The sequence below is a fragment of the Herbaspirillum lusitanum P6-12 genome (genome assembly GCF_000256565.1).
GTDB classification, from domain to species: domain Bacteria; phylum Pseudomonadota; class Gammaproteobacteria; order Burkholderiales; family Burkholderiaceae_D; genus Herbaspirillum; species Herbaspirillum lusitanum.
On sequence record NZ_AJHH01000329.1, the window covers coordinates 1 to 23,065 of the forward strand.

Below are 23,065 nucleotides of genomic sequence, written 5' to 3' on the forward strand. Positions count from 1 at the left end.
CCGGCGTCACCAGTGTTTCGAGTGACTCGCGCAGCGGTTGCTCGCCCAGATTGACGGTGATGTTGAGCACGGCGCCGTTGTTCAGCCGCCAGCGCGCATAGACGGCTTTCAGGCCGATGGCTTGTGCATCGAGTGCGACCGCGCCGGGCAGGTACGGCGTGATGGCTTCGCGCCGGATCAGCAGCAGGCGGTAGCACCAGCCCATCCACTGGCCGGCGCTCTTGTCTTCGTCCGGCGAGACCGGCTCCGGAATCGACGCCATGAAGGTGGAAAAACTGTTCGGATCCGGCAAGGCGTCCAGCGCCTCTGGATCGGAGAACTCGGGAAAGCGCGAGAATTCATTGCGGCGGCCGTTGCGCACGGCGTCTGCCAGCTTCTCGTCGGCGTGACTGGTGAAGTAATAGAACGGCTGCGATGCGCCGTATTCCTCGCCCATGAACAGCATCGGAATCTGCGGCGACAGCAACAGCAAAGCCTGCGCCGCGCGCAGCGCGTCCGGATGCGCCAGCGCAGTCAGGCGTTCGCCTTGGGCGCGATTGCCGATCTGGTCGTGATTCTGCAGGAACAGCACGAACGCGGTCGGTGGCAATTCGACGCTGGATTCGCCGCGCACTTCGTTGTCGCGATACGGCGAGGGCTCGCCCTGGTAGATGAAACCTTCGCGCAGGCAGCGCGCCAGCTTCTCGGCCGGCTGCACCGCATAGTCTGAATAATAGCCGCCGGTCTCGCCGGTCAGCAGGACGTGCAGGACGTGGTGGCCGTCATCGTTCCATTGCGCGTCGTACTTGTCGCCATCGCCCGGCTTGCCGGTGCCGCCGTCCAGCAAGGAAGCGGCGTTGCCGTCGTGCTCCAGCACCAGGTGTACATGTCGGCGCGACAGGCCGATATCGGCATCCTCCTGCTCGATCGCGCGCCGCACCTTGCGGGCAAGTTCACGCAGCCAGCCCTGTTCGCTGATGGCATGGACTGCATCCAGGCGCAGGCCGTCGAAGCGATATTCCTGCAGCCAGTACAGAGCGTTCCGGGCGAAGAAGTCGGCCACTTCCGGACGGCGAAAATCAATGGTCTCGCCCCATGGCGTGGTGCTGTCGGTACGAAAGAACGGCGCGGCATAGCTGTTGAGGTAATTACCGTCGGGACCGAAATGGTTGTACACGACGTCGAGGAACACCATCATGCCGAGGCCGTGGGCGGTGTCGATCAGTTGCTTCAGCTGTTCCGGCGTACCGTAGCTGGCATCGGGTGCATACGGCAGCACGCCGTCGTAACCCCAGTTGTAGGCGCCCGGAAATTCCGCCACCGGCATCAGCTCCACTGCCGTGATGCCGAGCTCGGCCAGCTCAGGCAAACGTTGCAGCACACCAGCGAAACCGCCCAGCGCGCCCACGTGCAACTCGTACAGCACGGTCTCATGCCAGGGCCGGCCGCGCCAGTCCAGCGTCTGCCATTCGTAAGCGGAGGCGTCGATCACCACACTGTCGGCATGCACGTCGCCGGCCTGTGCGCGCGACGCCGGATCGGGCACGCTGATCTCGCCGTTGGTCTGCGACATCAGCACGTAGCGGTATTGGCTGCGCGCCTCGCAATCGGTCTCGACTTCGAACCAGCCCTCGTCGACCGCCGCCATCGGCACCTTGCGCTGGCCGTCAATCAGCACCGAGGCGGTCTTGGCCAGCGGTGCCCACAGACGGAAGCTGGTGCGCCCGTTGCCGAGGTATTCGGCGCCGAACGGCAAGCGGTAGTGGAAGCGAACATTGTTCGGATGGAGTGCAAGTGGGGCTGGACTGTTCATGATTTTTCCCGGCAAGGACGATTGGCGAAAACCTGCACGCTGTGCGCCGCGACTTCAACGCTGGCGGTGGTACAGGCCTCCCTGGAAACGGCGCCGTCGGGGATGTTGCTGTCGATGAGCAGGTAGTGCGCATCCTCCGGACGTGGAAAGGTGAAGGAGATGGCCTCGTGGCCGGCGTTGAAGAACATGAGCACGATGTCCGGACGCCCGGGCTGGTCGTTGCCGGCGTCGGGGTCGTCGTTGCCCGCCCCCGCGCATTGCAGCGTCAGCGCCCGCGCCACCGGGTTTTGCCAGTCCTCCACCGAAATCGGCGTGGCGCGCTCATCGAACCAGGTCACATCCTTGAGGCCAGGTTCAATCTCCCGGTTGCCGTGCAGGAAACGGTCGCCCTGCAGCACCGGAAAATCGCGACGAATAGCGGTCAACCGCCCGACATACGTCGTCAGCGCCTGGCCTTCTTCGCTGGCGGCATTCTTCCAGTCGACCCACGAAATATCGTTGTCCTGGCAATAAGCATTGTTGTTGCCGCGCTGGGTGCGATGGAATTCGTCGCCGGCCAGCAGCATCGGCGTGCCTTGCCCCAGGAACACGCAGGTCAGCATGGAGCGCTGCACGGTAGCACGCAGCTGCAGTATCTCCGGATTGTCGGTCGGTCCTTCCACGCCCCAGTTGGCGCTGTAATTCTCGTTGTGGCCGTCGTTGCCGTTCTCGCCATTGGCTTCGTTGTGCTTGGTCTCGTAGCTGACCAGATCGCGCAAGGTGAAGCCGTCATGCGAAGCAATGAAATTGACCGAGGCCCAGGGCTTGCGGTGATGATGGTCGAACAGGTCCGACGAACCCAGCATGCGGCCCGCGAACTCGCCGCGCAGGCCTTCGCCGCCGGCCCAGAAATGACGCACGGCGTCACGGAATTTATCGTTCCATTCGGCGAAGCGCGGCGGATGGTTGCCGAGCTGGTAGCCGCCCGGGCCGATGTCCCACGGCTCGGCGATCAACTTCAGCTGCGACAGCACCGGATCCTGCATCAGCGCGTCGAAGAAGCCGCTGTGCGGATCGAAACCGTTCGGCTCGCGCCCCAGCGTCGAGCACAGATCGAAACGGAAGCCGTCGATATCGAAGGCCTCGGCCCAATAGCGCAGCGAATCGAGCACCAGCTGGATCACGCGCGGATGCGACATGTTGACCGTGTTGCCGCAGCCGGTATCGTTGATGTAATAGCGCTCTTCGCCTGGCAACAGGCGGTAGTAACTGGCGTTGTCGAGTCCGCGCATGCTCAGCGTCGGTCCCAGCTCGCTGCCCGAACAAGTGTGGTTGTAGACGACGTCGAGGATCACCTCAATGCCGGCCGCATGGAAATGGCGGACGGCCATGCGCAGCTCGTTGAGATCGCCGGTGGAAAGATAGGCGGGTTCCGGCGCAAAAAATCCCAGCGTGCTGTAGCCCCAGTAATTGCGCAGGTCGCGTTGCAGCAGGAAATTTTCTTGCAGGAAGGCATGCACCGGCATCAGCTCCAGCGTGGTGACGCCGAGCTTTTGCAGATGGGCGATGAAATCGGGATGACCGAGCGCCGCGAAGGTGCCGCGCTCATGCGGCATGACGCCGTCGCGCATCATCGAGATGCCGCGCACGTGGGCTTCGTAGATCACGGTCTTGGACCACGGCACGCGCGGGCGCGGGATTTTTTCCCGATCGGCATCTCTTCGATGACGACGGCCTTGGGCATGGCGGCGGCGCTGTCGCGACGGTCGAAGCTGAGGTCGCCCTTGGCCGAATGCAGGCGATAGCCGAACAAGGCGTCGGTCCAGCGCACCTGGCCGACCAGCTGGCGTGCATACGGATCCAGCAGCAATTTGTTGGGATTGAAGCGATGGCCCTTTTGCGGCTCGTAGGGACCATAGGCGCGATAGCCGTAGACCAGTCCCGGCGAGGTGTCAGGCAGATAGCCGTGCCATACCTCGTCGGTGCATTCCGGCAAGGTCAGGCGCTCGACTTCGCGGCGTCCGGTGGCATCAAAAATGCACAACTCGATCTTGGTGGCGTTGCCTGAAAACACGGCGAAATTGATGCCCAGTCCATCGAAATGGGCGCCCAGCGGATAAGGCGATCCTGCTTGCAGATGGCGTGGTGTAACTAGTGTCATATGGAGCTCATCTCATGAAGAATTGTGAGTGCGGACGATCCCGTTTGGGAGGTGGTGCAAGGCGCGTCGTGCAGCAATACGTCCGGACAGGACGTGCCCGAGAGCTTGCCCGGAAAGGCCGCCGGCCGCGTTGCACTTCTTGCGTGCGGCTCCTGCCGCACGCCTTGCCAGCCCCCTCTCCGGGGCAAACGCGTCTCACAGTTCTTCATGAGATGGGCTCCTTTTTCCCCGGCGCAGGATGATGGTGGAAAGTGGCGGCAAGGTCAGCAGCAGCGAGGCCGGATGGCCGTGCCATTCCTGCGGTTGCGCGGTGACGCTGCCGGCATTGCCGAGATTGCTGCCGCCGTAGATGGCGGCGTCGGTGTTGAGGATTTCCTTCCATTGGAATTCGTTGGCGGCGCCGACAGGCACGCCGATACGGTAGTTGTGGCGCGGCACCGGAGTCATGTTGACGGCTACCAGCAAAGGTTCGTCGCCCTCACCTTCGTTGCCGTGGCGGAAATAGGCGAACACGCTGTTGACGTTGTCATTGCCGACCACCCACGAGAAGCCTTCGGCGCGAGTGTCGTTCAGATGCAGCGCCGGCAAACTGGTGTACAAGCCGTTGAGATCGCGCACCAGGCGCTGGATGCTGCGATGGCGGGGATCGTCGAGCAGATCCCACTGTGGCGACTTGTCGTGGTCGAATTCCTGGTACTGGCCGAATTCGCAGCCCATGAACAACAGCTTCTTGCCCGGATGGGTCCACATGAAGCCGAGGTAGGCGCGCAGGTTGGCCAGCTTTTGCCAGTAGTCGCCCGGCATCTTTCCCAGCAGCGTGCGCTTGCCGTGCACCACTTCGTCATGCGAGATCGGCAGCACGAAGGCTTCCGAATACGCGTAGATCATGCCGAACGTGAAATCATGATGGCGGTAGCGGCGGTAGATGCTGTCTTCTTCCATGTAGCGCAGCGTGTCGTGCATCCAGCCCATGTTCCACTTGTAGGTGAAGCCCAGCCCGCCCTCTTTCACCGGCGCCGTGACGCCGGCCCAGGAGGTCGATTCTTCCGCGATCATGAGCGCGCCGGGGCAGCGCTCGAGGACGGTCTGATTGAGCTCACGCAGGAAATCGACCGATTCCAGGTTCTCGCGGCCGCCGTGGATGTTGGGTACCCATTGTCCGGGCTCGCGGCTATAGTCGCGATACAGCATCGACGCCACCGCATCGACGCGCAGGCCGTCGACGTGGAAATGCTCCAGCCATTCGAGTGCGCTGGCGATCATGAAGCCGCGCACTTCATTGCGGCCGAGGTTGTAGATCAGCGTATTCCAATCCTGATGGAAGCCCTCGCGCGGGTCGCTGTGTTCGTACAGCGGGGTGCCGTCGAAGTACGCCAGGCCGTGACCGTCAGACGGGAAATGCGCCGGTACCCAGTCGAGGATCACGCCCAGGCCTTCCCGGTGGCAACTGTCGACGAAACCGGCGAAGTCCGCCGCCGAGCCGAAGCGTGCGCTCGGTGCGAATTGCGACAACGGCTGGTAGCCCCACGAGCCGCCGAACGGATGTTCCATCACCGGCAGCAGTTCCAGATGCGTGAAGCCCATGCCTTTGACGTAGGGGATCAGGCGGTCCGCCAGTTCATTCCAGTCGAGGTTGCGGTTGCCCTCCCCCGGCAGCCGCAGCCACGAGGCGGCATGGACTTCATAGATCGACATCGGCGCTTGCCGGGTCTGCCCTTGCGCACGTTGCTGCAGCCAGTGCGCATCCTGCCAGCGGCGGCCGCTGACCAGCTTGCTGTCGTCGATGACGCGGGAGGCCGTGGCCGGCGGGACTTCCGTCGCCCGCGCCATCGGGTCGGCTTTGCCGGGCAACAGCTCGCCGTGGGGGCCGATGATTTCATACTTGTAGAGCGCACCATCGCCCAGGCGCGGGACGAACAGTTCCCACACACCGGCGCTCTGACGCAGGCGCATGGGATTGCGTCGGCCATCCCATTGATTGAAGTCGCCGATCACCGAGACGCGCTGCGCATGTCGACGCCGTCGATGCGCATGACTTGCGAACCCAGGCAACGCCCCAGTTGGCGATGCCGCCCTTCGCGGAACAGATGCAGATCAAAGTCCGAGACCAGCAAGCCGAAGGCATACGGATCTTCGGTGATCTGCACTTCTTCCCGCTTGCCGTTCTTGCCCGGCCAGGCTACGTGCAGCACGTAGGGAATCTCATGGTGCGCCTGCACCGGCAAATTTACTTCACCGTAGAAGATGCCGTTGGCGCTGCCCTCCGTCGACGCCGTCGATGCGCATGACTTGCGAACCCAGGCAACGCCCCAGTTGGCGATGCCGCCCTTCGCGGAACAGATGCAGATCAAAGTCCGAGACCAGCAAGCCGAAGGCATACGGATCTTCGGTGATCTGCACTTCTTCCCGCTTGCCGTTCTTGCCCGGCCAGGCTACGTGCAGCACGTAGGGAATCTCATGGTGCGCCTGCACCGGCAAATTTACTTCACCGTAGAAGATGCCGTTGGCGCTGCCCTCCGCCGCGTTCATTGTGGCCGGCTGGGCCAGGTTACCGAGCAGCACGCCATGCGGATCCGATTCGCCGGCCCCGGGGGGGGGGGAAAACACCTGCACCGCCGTAGCGCCGGGAAAATAGCAGCACAAGCGCAGGCTTTGGCCGCCGCCCGGCAACGCGGTATAACGCGGGCCGAGCAGCGCAAAGGGATCGCCCAGCCGCCCCTGCTGCAGGCTGCTCGCGAGCTGCAGGTCGGGAAGCGCGCGGCCGGCCTGATTACTGTCGTGGTGCGCGTCGTTGTGTAGTGATAACGCCATCTTGATTCCTCTTGGTCTTGATCTTGTCCGGTGCTGCTTGTCGGTTTCTGCGCCGCTTCACCGCTACTTGGGATTGGTCCCCAGCAACCGCGCCGCGATGGCGTGGATGCCGCTCAGCGGCACATGCAGCCAGGCCGGACGGTTGGCGGCTTCGTAACAGATTTCGTAGGCAGCCTTTTCCAGCGTGAACAGATCCAGCAGCAGAGCCTGTGCGTCCAGCGGCAGGCTCTGCTCCAGCAATGGATTGCCCAGGCGATAACCCTCCAGCAACGCGGCCTGGCAGGCCGGGGCGAAGCGTTGCAGGATCTGCTTCTTGCTGGCCAGCGCTGCCTCATCGAGATCAGTGGGTCCCATGGTGTGGCCAAAGGCGGCGGCATAGTCGAAGGAACGCAGCAGGCCCGCCACATCGCGCAGCGGACTTCCCTTGGCGCGGCGCTGTTCCAGTGGACGCGCCGGTTCGCCTTCGAAATCGACGATATAGACATCGTTGAAGGCAATGAGCACCTGGCCCAGATGCAGATCGCCGTGCAGGCGCATGGCCAGAGAGCCTTCAGCGGCTTGCGCCAGCGGATGGATGCGTTCCAGCAAGCGCTCGCGCTGCGCCAGCAAGCGGGCGGCATGGTGCGCCTCGGCTGCATCGGGCCACTCCTCTTTCTGGCGCAGGATGTCGAGGGCGGCCTCGAGCTGCTGGGCCGCGCCTTGCGCCCAGCTCCTCCAGACGGGCTCCCCTATCGTCTGCGGATCGAAGGCGGGGTCGTCGCTGGGCTGGCCCAGCAGGCTATGCATCTCGCCCAGCCGCTGCCCCAGCAAGCGCGAAAACGTCACCAGCTCGACCAGGGCGGAATTGTCATCGATCCCCTGGGCGTCCTGCGGGCGGGTGTTGGGCTGGCGCTGGGATTCATCCAGTGCTTCGCTCTGGATGGCGCGCTCCAGCGTGTCCATGGTCCAGCGCCAGGCATCGCCCTGGTTGTCGACATAGCGCTGAAGCACGATCAGCGCATACGGGGTACCGTCGGCGGCATGGCGCGTCACTTCGCCCAACGTGGCCGGCACGTTCGGGAAACCGTGGCTGGTGAGATAGCGGCCCATCTCGATTTCCGGATGCACGCCGGGCTTGACCATGCGTAATATCTTCATGACCATGGCGTCGTTGATCACCACTGAACTGTTCGACTGTTCCTGCGTCACGCGACGCAATTGCAAAGGCGCCTGCAGGATCGCCGGGTCGAACGCGGCAGTCGGCACGAACCGGACATGCCCATCGCCGGCCTGTACATCGGCGTCATCCGCCAGCAGTTCGAGCACGGTCATGATGAAGGAGTCGAGCGCAAATGCGTCGGTCAGGAAACCGACGTGGCGGTTGCGGCGCACGCGCGACAAAGCCAGCTGGTGCGGCAGCGCCGACACGGTGTCCTCCTCGCGGATGAAGCCGAGCGGCAACAGGTAGCGTTGCTCCTGTTCCCCTTCATAGTGCACGACGATTTCGCTCATCAGGATGGGCAGATTGCCGGGCACGTTCTTCGACATCGGCAGCTCGGTCGCGGAGGTCATCTCGGCACGTTCGATCTGCTTTTGCTTGGCGGCGTACCAGCGGCGCTTGAGCAGGTAATGCGGCAATACCTCGCGTTCGAGCGTACCGCGCGCCGGCTCTTCCATGATTTCCTTGACGCCCTGGCGCAGCACCAGCGTGACGTATTCGGGCAGCGGCTCGGGCGTGGCGGCATACCACGACGGCATGGTCGCTTCACTCGCCAGCAGGAACCAGTAAAAACCGAACGGCGGCAACGTCAGCAGGTAGTTGAGCTTGCCGATCGGCGGAAAGGCGGTGCCGCCCATCATCTCGACCGGGATGCGGTCGGCGAACGCCGACAGTTCCAGTTCGACCGCCTGCGCCGATTGCGACAGATTCGCCACGCACAGGATGGTCTCGGTGGCGCCGCCTGCCTTGGGATCGGTGAACTCGCGCAGGTAGGCCAGGATCTTCCGATTGCTCGGATAGATTACCTTGAGCGTGCCGCGGCCGAAGGCCTGGTGCTGCTTGCGTACGTTGAGCAGCCGGCGCATCCAGTTGAGCATCGAATGCCGATCTTCGCTCTGCTGCTCGACGTTGACGGTCTGGTAGCCGTATTGCGGATCCATCAGCGGCGGCAACACCAGCCGCGCCGGGTCGGCGCGCGAGAAACCGCCGTTGCGGTCCAGCGTCCATTGCATCGGCGTACGCACGCCGTCGCGGTCGCCGAGGTGGATGTTGTCGCCCATGCCGATCTCGTCGCCGTAATAGATCACCGGCGTGCCGGGCATCGACAGCAGGAAGCTGTTGAGCAGCTGGATGCGACGCGCATCGCGCTCGACCAGCGGCGCCAGCCGGCGGCGGATGCCGAGGTTGAGGCGCGCACGGCGATCCGGCGCGTAGAAATTCCACAGGTAATCGCGCTCCGCGTCGGTGACCATCTCCAGCGTCAGCTCGTCGTGGTTGCGCAGGAAGATCGCCCATTGGCAATCGGCCGGAATTTCCGGCGTCTGGCGCAGGATGTCGGTGATCGGGAAGCGGTCCTGGCTGGCCAGGGCCATGTACATGCGCGGCATCAGCGGGAAATGAAACGCCATATGGCATTCGTCGCCGTCGCCAAAATACTGCTGCACGTCTTCCGGCCACATGTTGGCTTCGGCCAGCAGCATGCGGTCGGGATATTTGCGATCCATTTCTGCGCGGATGCGCTTGAGGATCGCGTGTGTCTCGGGCAGATTTTCGTTGGAGGTGCCTTCGCGCTCGATCAGGTAAGGCACGGCGTCGAGGCGCAGGCCGTCGATACCGAGGTCGAGCCAGAAAGACATGACGTTGAACACTGCCTTGAGCACCTGCGGATTGTCGAAATTCAGGTCCGGCTGGTGCGAATAGAAGCGATGCCAGAAGTAGGCTTTGGCGACCGGATCCCAGGTCCAGTTGGACTTTTCGGTATCGAGGAAGATGATGCGGGTGCCGGCGTAGCTCTTGTCGTCGTCGGACCAGACGTAGAAATTGCGCGCCACCGAACCGGCGCGGGCGTGACGCGCACGCTGGAACCAGGGATGCTGGTCGGAGGTATGGTTGATCACCAGCTCGGTGATCACGCGCAGGCCGTGTTCATGCGCGGCGGCGATGAAACGCCGTACATCGCTCATGTTGCCGTAGTCGGGATGGACGTTCTTGTATTCGGAAATGTCGTAGCCGTCATCGCGCCGCGGCGACGGATAAAACGGCTGCAGCCAGATGGTGTTGACGCCCAGCCCGGCGATGTAGTCGAGCTTCTTGATCAGGCCGGCGAAGTCGCCGATGCCGTCGTCGTTGGCATCGAAATAGGACTTGACGTGGATCTGGTAAATGACCGCGTCCTTGTACCACAGCGGATCGTCGGTGAACGGCAGGCCGTCTTTGCCGGCACGTGCTTTGGCGCGGCTGGCCTTGTCCTGATGGCCGCCTCTGGCGTCCCTGGTTTTCTTTGCGTCGGCAGGCGGTTCGCGGCTGCGCAACATCGTGCCATCATTGGAAATGTCCATTTCATGTCTCCATGGCGCGCAAGCGCCAGATGCCGTACGGATTTTTATCGGGGTTCAGGCTGAGCTGGTGACGACGGCCGGTCCAGTTGAAACGCCGGTCTGTCAGTAAATCTTCCACCTGCACACGACTGTCGTCGCCAAGGCCGAAGCCGTACAGGGGAATGTCGATGTCGCCGCTCTGTTCATTGAACGGATCAAGATTGATCGCCACCAGGATCACGTTGTCGCCGAAGCGCAGGCGGTCATCCACGGCGTCGACGACGCTGTACGCCGGCGCAGTCGACTTGACGAAATACAGCACCTTGTCGTTGGACGAAGGCAGGAAATGCACGCCGAGGTGCGTCTGCAAAGCCGGGTTCTCGCGGCGGATGCGATTGAGGCGCGCGATGTCCTCAATGATATTGCCGGGACGCTGCCAGTCCCAGGCGCGCACTTGGTACTTCTCGGAGTCCAGATATTCTTCCTTGCCCGGCACCGGTTGCGCCTCGCACAGTTCAAAGCCGCTGTAGACGCCCCACAGCCCCGACAACGTAGCCGCCAGCGCAGCGCGGATCACGAAGCCGGCACGGCCCGAGCGCTGCAGGAAGTAAGGATTGATGTCCGGTGTATTGACGAAGAAATGCGGCCTGAAAAAATCCCGCGGCCGGGTGTCGCCGTCCGGCGATCCGGTGAGCTCTTCGAGGTAATCGATGAACTCCTGCTTGTCGTGACGCCAGGTGAAATAGGTATAGGACTGCGAGAAGCCGACCTTGGCCAGCCGGTACATCGGCTTCGGACGCGTAAAAGCCTCGGACAGGAAAATCACTTGCGGATAACGGCTGCGCACGGCGGCGATCATCCACTCCCAAAATGGAAACGGCTTGGTATGCGGATTATCGACGCGGAACACATTGACGCCCTGCTGCACCCAGTACAGCACGATGTCGCGCAAGGCGATCCAGAGATCAGGGATGGCGTCCTCGGCGTAGAAGTCGACATTGACGATGTCCTGGTATTTCTTGGGCGGATTCTCGGCATAGCGCATTGAGCCGTCGGGGCGCCAGGAAAACCAGCCCGGATGTTCCTTCAGCCAGGGATGGTCGGGCGCGCACTGGATCGCGAAATCGAGCGCCAGCTCCAGGCCATGCGCCGCAGCAGCGTCGCGCAAACGGAGGAAGTCATCCAGCGTGCCCAATTGCGGGTGGATGGCGTCATGGCCGCCCTCCTCGCTGCCGATGGCGTAAGGACTGCCGGGATCGTCGTCGCCCGGCGTGAGGCTGTTGTTCTTGCCCTTGCGATTCTTTTTGCCGATCGGATGGATGGGCGGAAAGTACAGCGTATCGAAACCCATTGCACGAATCGCCGGCAAGCGGGCGATCACGTCATTGAAGGTGCCATGTACGGCTGCGTCGCCGCTCTGCGAACGCGGGAACAGTTCGTACCAGCTGGAAAATGTTGCCGCCGGCCGCTCGGTCTCCAGCGGATATTCGGTTGCGCTGCGCATCAGGAAAGCACGTGCGCCGGCCAGTTCGGTGAGGCGGTCGATCTGCCGTGCGGTGTCGTCGGCCAGCAGCACGGCCAGACGATTACCGTTGTGGTTGCCATTTTTACCGGACAAGGATTTGAGCAAGTCGCCGCCGCCTTCCAGCACCGCGCCATCGATGCCGTTTTCCAATGCCTGCTCGGCCAGGTTCGCCACCAGCAGGCGCCCTTCTTCCAGCTCCAGGTCGACGTTCAGGCCGGCGGCGGATTTCTTTTTCAGGCCGTCGCGGTAGGTCTCGAACACGTCGCTCCAGGCTTCGATGCAAAAGTAATGACGACCGAGTCGCGGCAGCGACAGGCTGGCTTGCCAGCGGTCGTTGCCGACGTGCTGCAGAGGAATGCGCTGCCATTGTTTTTCGTCGGCGGCACGCACCAGCACGGCGGCTGCGAGATGGTCGTGACCATCCATGAAGATGTCGGCGCTGATCGTGAAACTCTGTCCCACGGTGCGCTTGACGGCGAAACGACCGCCATCGACGGCAGGCGACACTTGTTCGATGGCGATGCGCCCGGTGCGGACTTTCTCGGCCACCGGCTTCTTGCGGCGGCTGAGATCGGCAGCGACCGGCGGCGGCGTCTGCAATTCGATCAGCGCGATTTCACCCGGTTGCAGGATGAACTCGCGCTCCGGCGGCCAGTCCACGATGCGACCGTCCAGCCGTTGTTGCCAGTCGCCGTCGGCGAGACGCGCCACCTGGCCGAGGCGCGGATTGATGGCGATCAGCTGATGCACACCGACGTCGCGCGCCAACAGCAGCACCGGCGCCTCGGGTGCACTCACGGCGCGCAGGCGGAAGCCGCCGGCCGACATGGCCTGATTGGCGGCGCGCACCTCGGCATCGAGGTTGAAATCGGATTCGGCACAGGCCTGGGCGAATTGCTGCGGCGTGGTCAGGCGGGTTGATGCGGCAGCATTGTGGGCGATCCCGAGCGCTTCGGTGAGGCCGAATTCAAAGCCCATGGGCATCAGCCAGCCACTGCCGCTCAACGCCGCGAAGCGCAAGGCGCGGATGGCGCCGAGGCGGCGCGTTTCCTTGTCATGCCAGCCGTGCACGCGTGCCGCGCGCGGACCGAAAGGATCTTCCGGGAAGCCAAGCACGGGGGCGATGGCAACCAGTTTTTCGTGTTCGCGGAAATACCAGGGCGCGCGGAAATCCCACCATGCGCCGGAAGAAAACACCGCATCGAAGCCGCAGTCGGCCAGGCTCTCCAGCTGTGGATGCGAGCAACCCGGAGTCCACGCCAGGAACTGGCAGCACGAGCGTTGTTCCCGTGTGCGCTCCACCAACCGGCACCAGAAGTTGCCGGGCAAGCCGGCCGGATCGTGGCAGAGGAAGCCGGCCACGCCGGCGTCAATCAGCATTGCCAGGCGCATGTGCCAGCATTCGAGCAAGGCTTCGGCCACCTCGGGCGCGTTGAAGCGCGGTTGCGGAGTCAGGCGATCGGCATCACTCCCACTGTCGCGGCGGCGTGGATCCGGAAGATGGTCGCCGGTCATCGGCGAGGCATCGGCGACGGCAAACCAGTCGGGATGGCTGCGCAGCAACTGGTCGCTGCCGTGGACGCTGGTGAGCGACAGATCGAGCAGCAGGCGCAGACGATGTTCCGTCGCCAGATGGGCGAGCTCTTCCAGTTGGTCCAGGCTGGCCATGCCGTAGTCGGCAATCGGACTTTCTACATTATCGACATGGCTGTCTTCACCAGCAAACAGGCCGGCGATCAGGCCGTCGCCGCACAGCAGGACATGATCGAACCCCATGCCGGCGCAGCGCGCAAACAGGTCGCTCCATCCGCCGCCGCCAACCAGCGTGGGATCGATGCAATAGATGCGCGGTGAAAAGGCCGCAGCGGCATGGTTTTCCAATGCTTGATCTCGCTTCTTATGCCGCTTGCTCCAGAGCGACCCGTGCATCAGGCGCCTTGCGTGCAAACAGCGGTTTCGCTTCCGTCGCGGCAATCGCGGCGTACGCGTCGACATAGGCGGCCGCAGCCGTTTGCCAGTCGAAGTCGGTGTGCATGGCGTTGCGCTGCATGGCGCGCCAGGCGCCCGCATCCTGGTGAAGCGCGAAGGCGCGCTCGATGGCGGCTTCCATGTCCCGGGCGGTTTCGCCGTCAAACAGCACGCCGCTGGCGCCCCGGCCAGCCGGTCCGTGCATGCCGACGTCAGCGATGGTGTCGGTCAGGCCGCCGACCCGCGAAGCGATCGGGATGGTGCCGTAACGCATGGCGTACAGCGGCGTCAGGCCGAACGGTTCGAAGCGGCTGGGATGCAGCAGCATGTCGCAACCGGCATGCAAGGCGTGCGCCCGCTCTTCGTCATAGCCGATGTGGACGCCGACGCGGCCGGGATAGCGACACGCCAGATCGAGGAAGCCTTCTTCATAGCTGCGCTCGCCGCAGCCGAGCACCACCAGTTGCATACGCTCATGGCGATCGAGGACGGTCGGCAAGGTCTGCAGCACGACGTCGGCCATCTTCTGATGCGACATGCGGCTGCCGATGCCGACGATGGGCGCGAACGGATCGACCGGCAGCAGGCCGAACATGTCTTGCAGATCGCACTTGGAAAGGGTCTTGCCGCGCATGTCGCCGACGTTGAAGGAATGACGCAGCAGCGGATCGGCTTCCGGATTCCACACCTTGCTGTCGATGCCGTTGGGAATCGCGCGCAAGGCGGCGCGGCGTTCGTTGAGCACGCCTTCCATGCCGTAGCCGAAACGCGGCGTAAGGATTTCTTGCGCGTAAGTCTTGCTGACGGTGGTGACGCAGTCGGCATGTTGCAGGCCGGCCTTGAGGAAACTGATCTTGCCCCAGTATTCGAGGCTGGACATGGCCTGCGCGTCGCGGTCGAGCCCCAGTTGCCCGGCCAGCGCCCAGTCGTAATTGCCCTGGAACGCCAGGTTGTGGATGGTCAGCATGGAAGCGACGTGATTCAATCCTGCGGTCTTGAGCAGGAAAGGAATCAGTCCGGCATGCCAATCGTTGGCGTGCACCACGTGCGGCGCCGGCACCGCGGTTTCACCGGCGCAGATCGCCACGGCGGCATGGGCAAGATCGGCGAAGCAAATGGCGTTATCGCTGAACTCGTTGCCGCTCTGGTCGATATAAGGATTGGCGCTGCGCTGATGGAAGCGCCCGGTGTCGAGCAGCAGCACCGGCACGTCGGTGCCCGGCATCACGCCGCGCAACAGGCGCGCCGGACCGCCCGGCAAATCGCGCGGCAAGGCCAGCGGCTGCAGCGGCGCGGTGGTTGCGTCGGCCTCGGCATGTGCGACGGCGACGCCGTAGCCAGGCATCAGGATGCTGGCATCGATATCGAGTTTGCGCAGGCTGACGGCCAGCGCGGTAATGACGTCTGCGAGGCCGCCGGTCTTGACGAGCGGTACGGCTTCGGAACTGACTAAGAGGACGCGAGCTTGCAATTGATCACCCCGTTCATGGCAAAAATTTGGACTGAAACTGAAGATGCACTTCGAAAAGATCTGTATCGGAAAGCACGGGATAAGCGAAACTGTGTCGACCCTCTTGTTCTTCTTGATCGTTCGGACACGTGTTCTTGCATGTTCTTGATTCCCGGCATGGTTGCTACGTTAGCCAATCATGTTGCAGTGAACCATCGGACAGCGGCGCATATCACTGTAGGATGCCTCCTACCCTCGTGTCGGGCGAATATCCCGCGGCGATGCTGCAGTGCAGCTTCACCGGACCCTTCATCGGTAGCACCGTCAATGCAAGGAAGCGGATCAGGAACGAGGCTAGACAGATGAGGCAGGCAAACCTATAAGCGGCCGCCTGAAAGCCTTGTAGGAAAAGCTGCGGTTGCCGTTCGTCTTACAGGCGTATGCGATAAACGCCGATGGCGAGGGGGCGCGGTCAAAACTAGACTGGCTCCAGTCGCGCATTGCGTCAGGTGCGCCCGCAGCTTTCATTGTCCCCTTGAGGAGAACCTCCATGTCGAAATCCCAACCGAACAAAACCGCTCCAGACGCCAAGGATGTCCAGCAGGTCGCCGCCAAGAATGACAGCGACCTTGAGCAGGAACAGGTCCGTCACCGCACCGCCTTGCGCATTGCCGGCATCGAAGGCGTCGACGGCTTTGCCGACGTGGCGGAGAAGGCTGAAGCAAGTCCCGCATCCTGATTGGACGCAGCCATTTCACGTCGACAGTTGAGCATAATGGCGGCCTTACCGGCCGCCATTGCATTTCCGGCATCGGGTTTATTCTGATGCCCCAGCAAGGAGCAGCCATGTCCCACACCTCCCATCAATTGCATGAGCAAGCCCGTCGCGCCCAGCGCCACGCAGAACTTGAAGACGTCCATCCCGGCAAGACCCCGCAGAAGCATCCCGCTCCTGAAAAAGGCACCGCTCCACCAGCGCCGCCTTCGCATGAAGATGAAGCTTTTCGCGTCTTCGACGGCGATGCGCCGCAAAGCGACGGCTGAAGTTCTCTGCATATTTTCTTTTCTTCGTCACCCTGCAGGTCACTGGAAACTTTGCAATAAAGACAAGTTCCAAAGCGACGCACATGCGCCAGGTCACACCCAGCCAGCAAAGAGCCGCTTCATGAGGCCCCCTTCTTCACCTTCGCCCGCTCCCGAACAGTCCTCCGCGACAGCCGGTAAAGTCAAACTGACCGGCGGCATCAGCCGGCGCCATGTCCTGATCGGTCTCGCAGCACTGGTCGCCGAAGCCGGCTTCTGGAGCAACCCGCTGTTCAGCAATGCACAGACGCCGGCCGTTCCGGCTGCAGCGCCGCCGCCAAGTCCTGAAGCCCTCGCCTTCCTGAACTTCTCCAAACGCATCACCGGCCATGCCGACCTGAAGACCGATACCGGCGTCAGGATCGAAGCCGCCATGCGCAAGACTTATCCCGATTTCGCGGCACAGTCGGCGCGCCTCGGCGCACTGCTGCAAGACGGCCAGGAACCGAAGGCCCTGCTGGCTGCCGCCACCGATGCAGGGCTGCGCGATCTGACCCTGGCCATCGTCGCCGCGTGGTACACCGGCACCATCGGCAAAGGCAAGCAAGCCGTGGTGGTGTCATACGCCGAAGCGCTGATGTACCGGCCGGTGTCGGACGGCCAGACCGTGCCGACCTATTGCAATTACGGCCCGGTGTGGTGGACCAAGGCGCCGCCTGCGATCCGCGTCTCCGCTCCCGTCGCTCCTGCACCTGTCCCGGCGCCTCCCACTACCGGCACTCCCGAACCAAAAGCAAAAACATGAAACAACCACTCTTTACTGCCGATGGCGATGCCACGGCCGATGTCGTCATTGTCGGATCCGGCGTGGTCGGCGCGATGATCGCCGATCAACTTGTGACCCAGGGTTATTCGGTGCTGATGCTGGAAGCCGGCCTGCGCATCGAACGCGCGCAAGCGGTCGAGAACTGGCGCAACATGCCGTTCGAAAACCGTGTCGGCTCGGACTACCAGGGGCTCTATCCGCAAGCGCCCAATGCACCGGCGCCGCTCTACTTCCCGAAGAACGATTACATCGCGCTGTCCGGTCCGGACGGCAACGGCTTCCAGCAGGGCTACCTGCGCACGGTCGGCGGCACCACCTGGCACTGGGCGGCGTCTTGCTGGCGTCACCTGCCGGTCGACCTGAAGATGAAGTCGACTTATGGCGTCGGCCGCGACTGGCCGATTTCGTACGAAGAACTGGAACCGTATTACTGCCGCGCCGAAGAAGAAATGGGCGTGGCCGGACCGAACGACCCGGCCCGGCAATCGCCGAGCGAACGCAGCAAGCCGTATCCGATGGACATGGTGCCGTGGGGCTATGGCGACACGCGTTTCGCCGAGGTGGTGAATCCGCACGGCTACAACTCGGTGCCGATTCCGCAGGGTCGCAGCACGCGCCCGTGGCAAGGCCGCCCGACCTGCTGCGGCAACAATAACTGCCAGCCGATCTGCCCGATCGGCGCAATGTACAACGGCATCCACCACGTCCAGCGCGCCGAGATGAAAGGCGCGAAAGTGTTGTCCGAGGCGGTGGTGTTCAAGGTCGACACCGATCAGAACAACCGCGTCACGGCCGCGTACTGGTATGACGCCGGCAAGAAGCCGCACAAGGCGACGGCCAAGGCCTTCGTGTTCGCCTGCAACGGCATCGAGACGCCGCGGCTGTTGTTGCTGGCCGCAAATGCTGCGAACCCGAACGGCCTGGCCAACTCGTCCGACCAGGTCGGCCGCAACATGATGGATCACTCCGGCTTCCATTGCACCTTCCTCGCCAACGAGCCGATCTGGACCGGTCGCGGTCCGGCCCAGAGCAGTTGCCTGGTGGGGCCGCGCGATGGCGCGTCGCGTGCCGAGTATTCATCCAACAAGATGATCCTCAACAACATCACGCGCGTCGGCCCGGCCACGCAGCAGGCATTGAAACTCGGTCTGGTCGGCCCCGAGCTGGACGATGAGATCCGTCGTCGCGCCGCCTTCGGCGTGGACTTGTCGATCAGCCTGGAGCCGCTGCCGGAAGCGCATAACCGCCTGACCCTGAGCAAGACGCGCAAGGATCCGTTGGGACTGGCTTGCCCGGACATCTATTACGACGTCGGCGACTATGTGCGCAAAGGCGCGGAAGCAGCGCACAAGCAGCTGAAACACATCGGCCAGCTGTTCGGTGCGGTGGAGTTCAACATCACCACCAACCTCAACGCCAATAACCACGTCATGGGCGGCGTGATCATGGGCAGCAATCCCAAAGATTCGGTGGTCGACGGCAATTGCCGTGCGCACGACCATGCCAACCTGTGGCTGCCGGGCGGCGGTGCGATGCCGTCGGCGAGCGTGGTCAACAGTACGCTGAGCATGGCGGCGCTGGGTCTGCGCGCTGCCGACGACATCGGCAAGATGCTGGCGAAGGGATGATGATGACTGCTCGTTCCTCTCTCCTCGCCCTTCTCATCGTGTCTTCGCTCGCGATGGCTGGTTTGACCTCGGCGCATGCGCAAGAACAGTCGCTGACCAAACCTCCCGCACCGGCATCCCCCGCATCTTCCCCGGCCCAGGCCGGCTCCGCCCAAAACGACATCGAAAGCGGCCGCTATCTGGCGATCGCCGCCGACTGCATGGCCTGTCACACTGCACCGGCCGGCAAGCCTTATGCCGGCGGCTACGCCATCGAGTCGCCGCTGGGTACGATTTACGCCACCAACATCACGCCGTCGAAAGCCGCCGGCATCGGCAACTACAGCGAGGCGCAATTCGCGCGCGCCCTGCGCGAAGGCGTGCGCGCCGACGGCAGCCATCTGTATCCGGCCATGCCGTACACCAGCTACGCCATGCTGACCGATAGCGACGTGCACAAGCTGTACAGCTACTTCATGCACGCCGTCGAGCCGGTCGACACGCCCGCTGCGAGCCGGACCCAATTGCCCTTCCCGTTCAATGTGCGCATGTCGATGCTGGCGTGGAATGCGATCTTCCTCGACACCAAACGCTTCGTCCCCGATGCGGCCAGGTCGCAGCAAATCAATCGCGGCCAGTACCTGGCCGAAGGCCTGGCGCATTGCAGCGCCTGCCATACGCCACGCAATTTCCTGATGGGTGAAAAAGGCGGCTCCGCGCTGGCCGGCGCCCCGCTGGGTTCATGGCATGCGCCCAATATCACATCGGACAAGGTCAGCGGCGTCGGTGGCTGGAGCGACGCCGAACTGATGCAATACCTGAAAACCGGCCACGCCGAAGGCAAAGGCCAGGCCGGCGGCGCGATGGCCGAAGCGGTCACCAACAGCTTCCAGCATCTGCGCGATGACGACGTGGCCGCCATCGTCGCCTACCTGCGCACGGTGCCGCCGGTGCGCGACAACGCCCAGGCGCAGCCGGCCTACAGCTACGGCAAAGCTGCCAGCGACGAAGCGGTGCTGCGCGGCACCAGCGGCCCCAACGAGCACGACAGCCTCAACAGCGGCGCTGTGCTGTTCAGCGGCTATTGCGCCAGTTGCCATGCCGCATCAGGGTCAGGCAGCAGCGGCCAGGACTATCCGTCGCTGTTCCACAATACGACCACCGGCGCGCGCAATCCGGCCAATCTGGTGTCGGCGATCCTGTTCGGCGTCGAGCGCAAGGTCGGCGACAACGAGATCCTGATGCCGCGTTTCGATGGGCATTCCTACGTCAATCCGTTGACGGACAAGCAGATCGCGCTGATTGCCAACTATGTTCTGAAACAGTACGGCAATCCCGAGGTGCAGGTCAGCGAAGCGTATGTGGCGCAGGCGCGCAACGGCGGCGAACAGCCGGTGCTGGCCCGGCTGCAGCCCTTCATTGCGCCAGCCATTGGGGTGGCGATCCTGCTGCTGTTGCTGACTGCAGTGGCCGTCTTCATGGCGCGTCGCCGTCGGCGGATTCCATTCAAGTAAGTTATTGAGCGCAAAAAAACGCGGAGTCTGCGCCTGGCGCAGCTCCGCGTTGTCGTTTGGAGAAAAGAGAATTAGCGGCGCTCGGGCCGGTTCGGCAGAATGAAACTGAAGCGGGAGCCCTTGCCGGGTTCGCTGACGACGTCGAAGCTGCCTTCATGCGCTTCCACAAAGGTCTTGAAAATCGCCAGGCCGAGGCCGAGACCACCGTGGTCCTTGGTTTCGGTTTCGAATTTCTCGAAGATCAGCGCCAGGCGGTCCTTGGAAATACCCATGCCGTTGTCGCTCACCCAGCATTCAATGCCGGCGCCATCCAAAGTGGGCGCAGCGCCGATCACCACCTCGCCTTGCGGCGTATGGGTAATGGCGTTGGCGATCAGGTTCTGCATCATGCGGCGCAAGAGATTGGCATCGGCATAGATCACCAGATCTTCCGGCACATCATTGAGCAGCCGCGTGCTGCCGGTGCCGGCGACCGGATTGAGGTCGTAGACCATGCTTTCCACCAGCGGCCACAGATCGATGTTGCGGCGTTCCAGCTTGACGCCGCTTTCGGTTTTCATGTTGTCGTTTTCTTCGATGACCTTGGCCACCAGTCCCGACATGCTTTGCACATTGCGCTGCAAGACCTTGATCATGCGTGCCGCCCGCGGATCGGCGTTCTGTGCGCCCAGCGTTGATTCGAGCACCTTGGATGCCAGCGCCACGGCGTTCAGAGGTGTGCGCAGATCGTGTGCGATGAAGGAGAGATATTCTTCGCGACGGCGTTGCACTTCCAGCGCGCGGTTGACCGAGAAGGTCTGTACCGCCAGGCCGATGGCGCTGTCGAACACCAGGTTGATGACATGGAACGGTTTGCCTTGCAGGTTGATCTGGTGCGTGCTCGCCAGATCATGGATGCAACCGCGCAGCAGATTGTATTCGGCCACCACTTCCTCGATCAGGTAGCCGTTGTGCAGGCGCTGCAGGCCGTGTTCCGGCGGCGTGCCGTCGGCCAGCACCTCGGCGATCGATTCGTCCGAATTACGGCGAAAGGCCAGCGCGATTTCGTCCAGCAAGGCCGGCACGTGATCGTTCAGCGTCGGGATGCTGAGATTGCGCGCGGACGGCAAGGCCCGCACCATGCTGCGCCAGCGTGTGAGCAGCGCCTCGCGATTCTGCTCGACCAGGACGGCCAGTTGTTCCAGGGTATTGATAGGGTTCTCCGGGATCTGAAACGGTGCGGCAGAACAGCACCGTCTGCTGTTGGCTTATTGCAATTGCCTGCCGATGTTGTCGAGGATGTCCTGCAATTGATCAATGTCGTAAGGCTTGGGCAGTGAGAACGTGCCGGGACCGATGTTCTTGCTGATTTGCGCGCCGTAGCCGGAGGCGAAAATGATTTTCAGCGCCGGTGTTTTTTCGCTCGTCCGTTTGGCCAGTTCAAGACCGGACATGCCCGGCAGGCTGACGTCGGTGAACAGGACATCGAAGTCGTGCTGCTCCAGTTCGGCCAAGGCTTCTTCAGCGCTGCCGACGCCTTCGGCCCGATGCCCCAGCACCGCGAGCAGCTCGCAGACCAGTTGCAGGGAATCCAGATTGTCTTCCACGACCAGGATATGCAGACCGGCCGCGTCGGCTTGGTCCGGCATGCTCGATACGCTTGTCGTCATTGTTGTTTGTGTTGTCATTTCAACATCTGTTGATGAGGCGGGGTAGGAATTTCGGAAGCCCGGCTTTCCACAAAATTGCACATGTCGATAGTAATGCATTCTGACCGGCGTGCACTAGCATGCCGTGCAAATCCCGGCAAATCGCCGAAAAGCCGAAAACCTTGCCCAGCCTGGGTTGCAGGACCGGCTTCAGAATGTCTTACAAAAGATTCAGGGGTCATCTGACAGGGGGAAAATAGGCCTGCTGCTACAGTAGGCTTCATAAAAAAACGGTCGCGGCACCTGCCCGATCATCACAACCTAACGATATCGACGTGATGGCTACACAACAAAACCACCTCACACCGGATCGCGCAGCAGATCCCATTCCAACCCGATCCGCGACCGGCATTGCCGGCCTGGACACCATCCTGGGCGGCGGCATTACGCGTGATCGCCTGTACCTTCTCGAAGGTACCCCGGGCACGGGCAAGACCACTTTCGGCCTGCAATTCCTCCTTGAAGGATTGGCCCAAGGCGAATCCGGTCTGTATATCACGCTGTCGGAAACAGCCGCCGAGCTTCGCGCGGTCGCTGCCTCGCACGGCTGGTCGCTGGAAGGTTTGTCGCTCTATGAACTGATCGACGAGGAAGATCTGAACCCGGATTTTCAGCAATCCATCCTTCACCCTTCCGAAATCGAACTCGGTGAAACCATCAAGAGCGTGATCGCGCGCGCGCGCGACGAGCTCAAGCCGTCGCGCGTGATCTTCGACAGCTTGTCGGAAATGCGACTGCTGGCGCAGAACCCGTTGCGCTATCGGCGCCAGATCCTGGCGCTCAAGCATTTTTTCTCGACGCGCAAATGCACCGTGCTGATGCTCGACGACCGCACCGCCGAAGCCGGCGACCTGCAGTTGCACAGCATCGCCCACGGCGTCATCAGCCTGGAGCAACTGGCGCAGGATTTCGGTACCGAGCGGCGTCGCCTGCGCGTCATCAAGATGCGCGGCATCAGCTTCACCGGCGGCTATCACGACTTCGTCCTCAAAACCGGCGGCATGCATGTCTTCCCGCGCCTGGTCGCTGCGGAGCATTTTGCCGAATTTGAAGACAGCATGACCAGCACCGGCGTGTCCGGCCTCGATAGCTTGCTGGGCGGAGGCCTGGTGCGCGGCACCAACACGCTGCTGAGCGGGCCTTCCGGCGTAGGCAAGACCACCACGGCGTTGCGCTGTGCGCTGGCCGCCTTGCAGCGCGGCGAA

At 62.8% G+C, this 23,065-nt stretch carries 13 protein-coding genes and 2 pseudogenes; 6 read left to right on the top strand and 9 right to left on the bottom strand.

The features are described from left to right. The 7 genes and pseudogenes from treZ to glgA form a co-directional block, all read right to left on the bottom strand. A partial coding sequence (gene treZ / locus HLUSI_RS28035; protein WP_040503364.1) for a malto-oligosyltrehalose trehalohydrolase occupies nt 1-1,792 on the bottom strand: 1,792 nt, incomplete at its 3' end. Then, a pseudogene (glgX, locus tag HLUSI_RS28040) lies at nt 1,789-3,932 on the bottom strand (glycogen debranching protein GlgX). The gene treZ and the pseudogene glgX, both read right to left, overlap by 4 nt. A 195-nt stretch (nt 3,933-4,127) precedes the next feature. After that, a pseudogene (glgB, locus tag HLUSI_RS0110245) lies at nt 4,128-6,193 on the bottom strand (1,4-alpha-glucan branching protein GlgB); the annotation flags it as partial. After that, nucleotides 6,165-6,743 (bottom strand): hypothetical protein, encoded by a 579-nt coding sequence (locus tag HLUSI_RS32190; protein WP_016833877.1) that lies wholly within the window; start codon nt 6,741-6,743, stop codon nt 6,165-6,167. The pseudogene glgB and the gene HLUSI_RS32190, both read right to left, overlap by 29 nt. A gap of 63 nt (nt 6,744-6,806) precedes the next feature. Beyond that, complete coding sequence (gene treS / locus HLUSI_RS0110260) at nt 6,807-10,280, bottom strand: maltose alpha-D-glucosyltransferase (protein WP_016833878.1); 3,474 nt, start codon at nt 10,278-10,280, stop codon at nt 6,807-6,809. A 1-nt stretch (nt 10,281) separates the two neighbouring features. Further along, nucleotides 10,282-13,665, bottom strand: coding sequence for an alpha-1,4-glucan--maltose-1-phosphate maltosyltransferase (locus HLUSI_RS0110265; RefSeq protein ID WP_016833879.1), 3,384 nt, complete (start codon nt 13,663-13,665; stop codon nt 10,282-10,284). 16 nt (nt 13,666-13,681) lie between these two features. Continuing rightward, on the bottom strand, nt 13,682-15,223 hold the full coding sequence (gene glgA, locus HLUSI_RS0110270; protein ID WP_016833880.1) for a glycogen synthase GlgA: 1,542 nt from the start codon (nt 15,221-15,223) through the stop codon (nt 13,682-13,684). Between the two features lie 529 nt (nt 15,224-15,752). Between glgA and HLUSI_RS0110275 the strand changes: the two genes are divergently transcribed. The 5 genes from HLUSI_RS0110275 (at nt 15,753) to HLUSI_RS0110295 (ending at nt 20,172) form a co-directional block, all read left to right on the top strand. Further along, a complete protein-coding gene (locus HLUSI_RS0110275) occupies nt 15,753-15,941 on the top strand; it encodes a hypothetical protein (RefSeq protein WP_016833881.1) in 189 nt (62 codons plus the stop codon). A gap of 107 nt (nt 15,942-16,048) precedes the next feature. Beyond that, a complete protein-coding gene (locus tag HLUSI_RS34065; RefSeq protein ID WP_016833882.1) occupies nt 16,049-16,246 on the top strand; it encodes a hypothetical protein in 198 nt (65 codons plus the stop codon). Between the two features lie 121 nt (nt 16,247-16,367). After that, on the top strand, nt 16,368-17,030 hold the full coding sequence (locus tag HLUSI_RS28045) for a sugar dehydrogenase complex small subunit (protein ID WP_016833883.1): 663 nt from the start codon (nt 16,368-16,370) through the stop codon (nt 17,028-17,030). Continuing rightward, nucleotides 17,027-18,679, top strand: a complete 1,653-nt coding sequence (locus tag HLUSI_RS0110290) for a GMC family oxidoreductase (protein ID WP_016833884.1) — start codon at nt 17,027-17,029, stop codon at nt 18,677-18,679. Before HLUSI_RS28045 ends, HLUSI_RS0110290 begins: the two co-directional genes overlap by 4 nt. 53 nt (nt 18,680-18,732) lie before the next feature. Further along, nucleotides 18,733-20,172 carry a c-type cytochrome gene (locus tag HLUSI_RS0110295; protein WP_016833885.1) on the top strand — a complete coding sequence of 480 codons (1,440 nt, stop codon included), beginning with the start codon at nt 18,733-18,735 and terminating at the stop codon, nt 20,170-20,172. 71 nt (nt 20,173-20,243) lie between these two features. On the opposite strand, the gene HLUSI_RS0110300 is transcribed toward HLUSI_RS0110295, so the two are convergent. Then, entirely contained in the window at nt 20,244-21,293 is a 1,050-nt protein-coding gene (locus HLUSI_RS0110300) for a sensor histidine kinase (RefSeq protein ID WP_016833886.1), read from the bottom strand. Nucleotides 21,294-21,419: 126 nt separating this feature from the next. After that, nucleotides 21,420-21,821, bottom strand: coding sequence for a response regulator (locus HLUSI_RS0110305; protein WP_016833887.1), 402 nt, complete (start codon nt 21,819-21,821; stop codon nt 21,420-21,422). A 317-nt stretch (nt 21,822-22,138) separates the two neighbouring features. On the opposite strand from HLUSI_RS0110305, the gene HLUSI_RS0110310 reads away from it, so the two are divergent. After that, nucleotides 22,139-23,065: ATPase domain-containing protein (locus HLUSI_RS0110310; RefSeq protein ID WP_016833888.1), on the top strand; the 927-nt coding region annotated here is incomplete at its 3' end.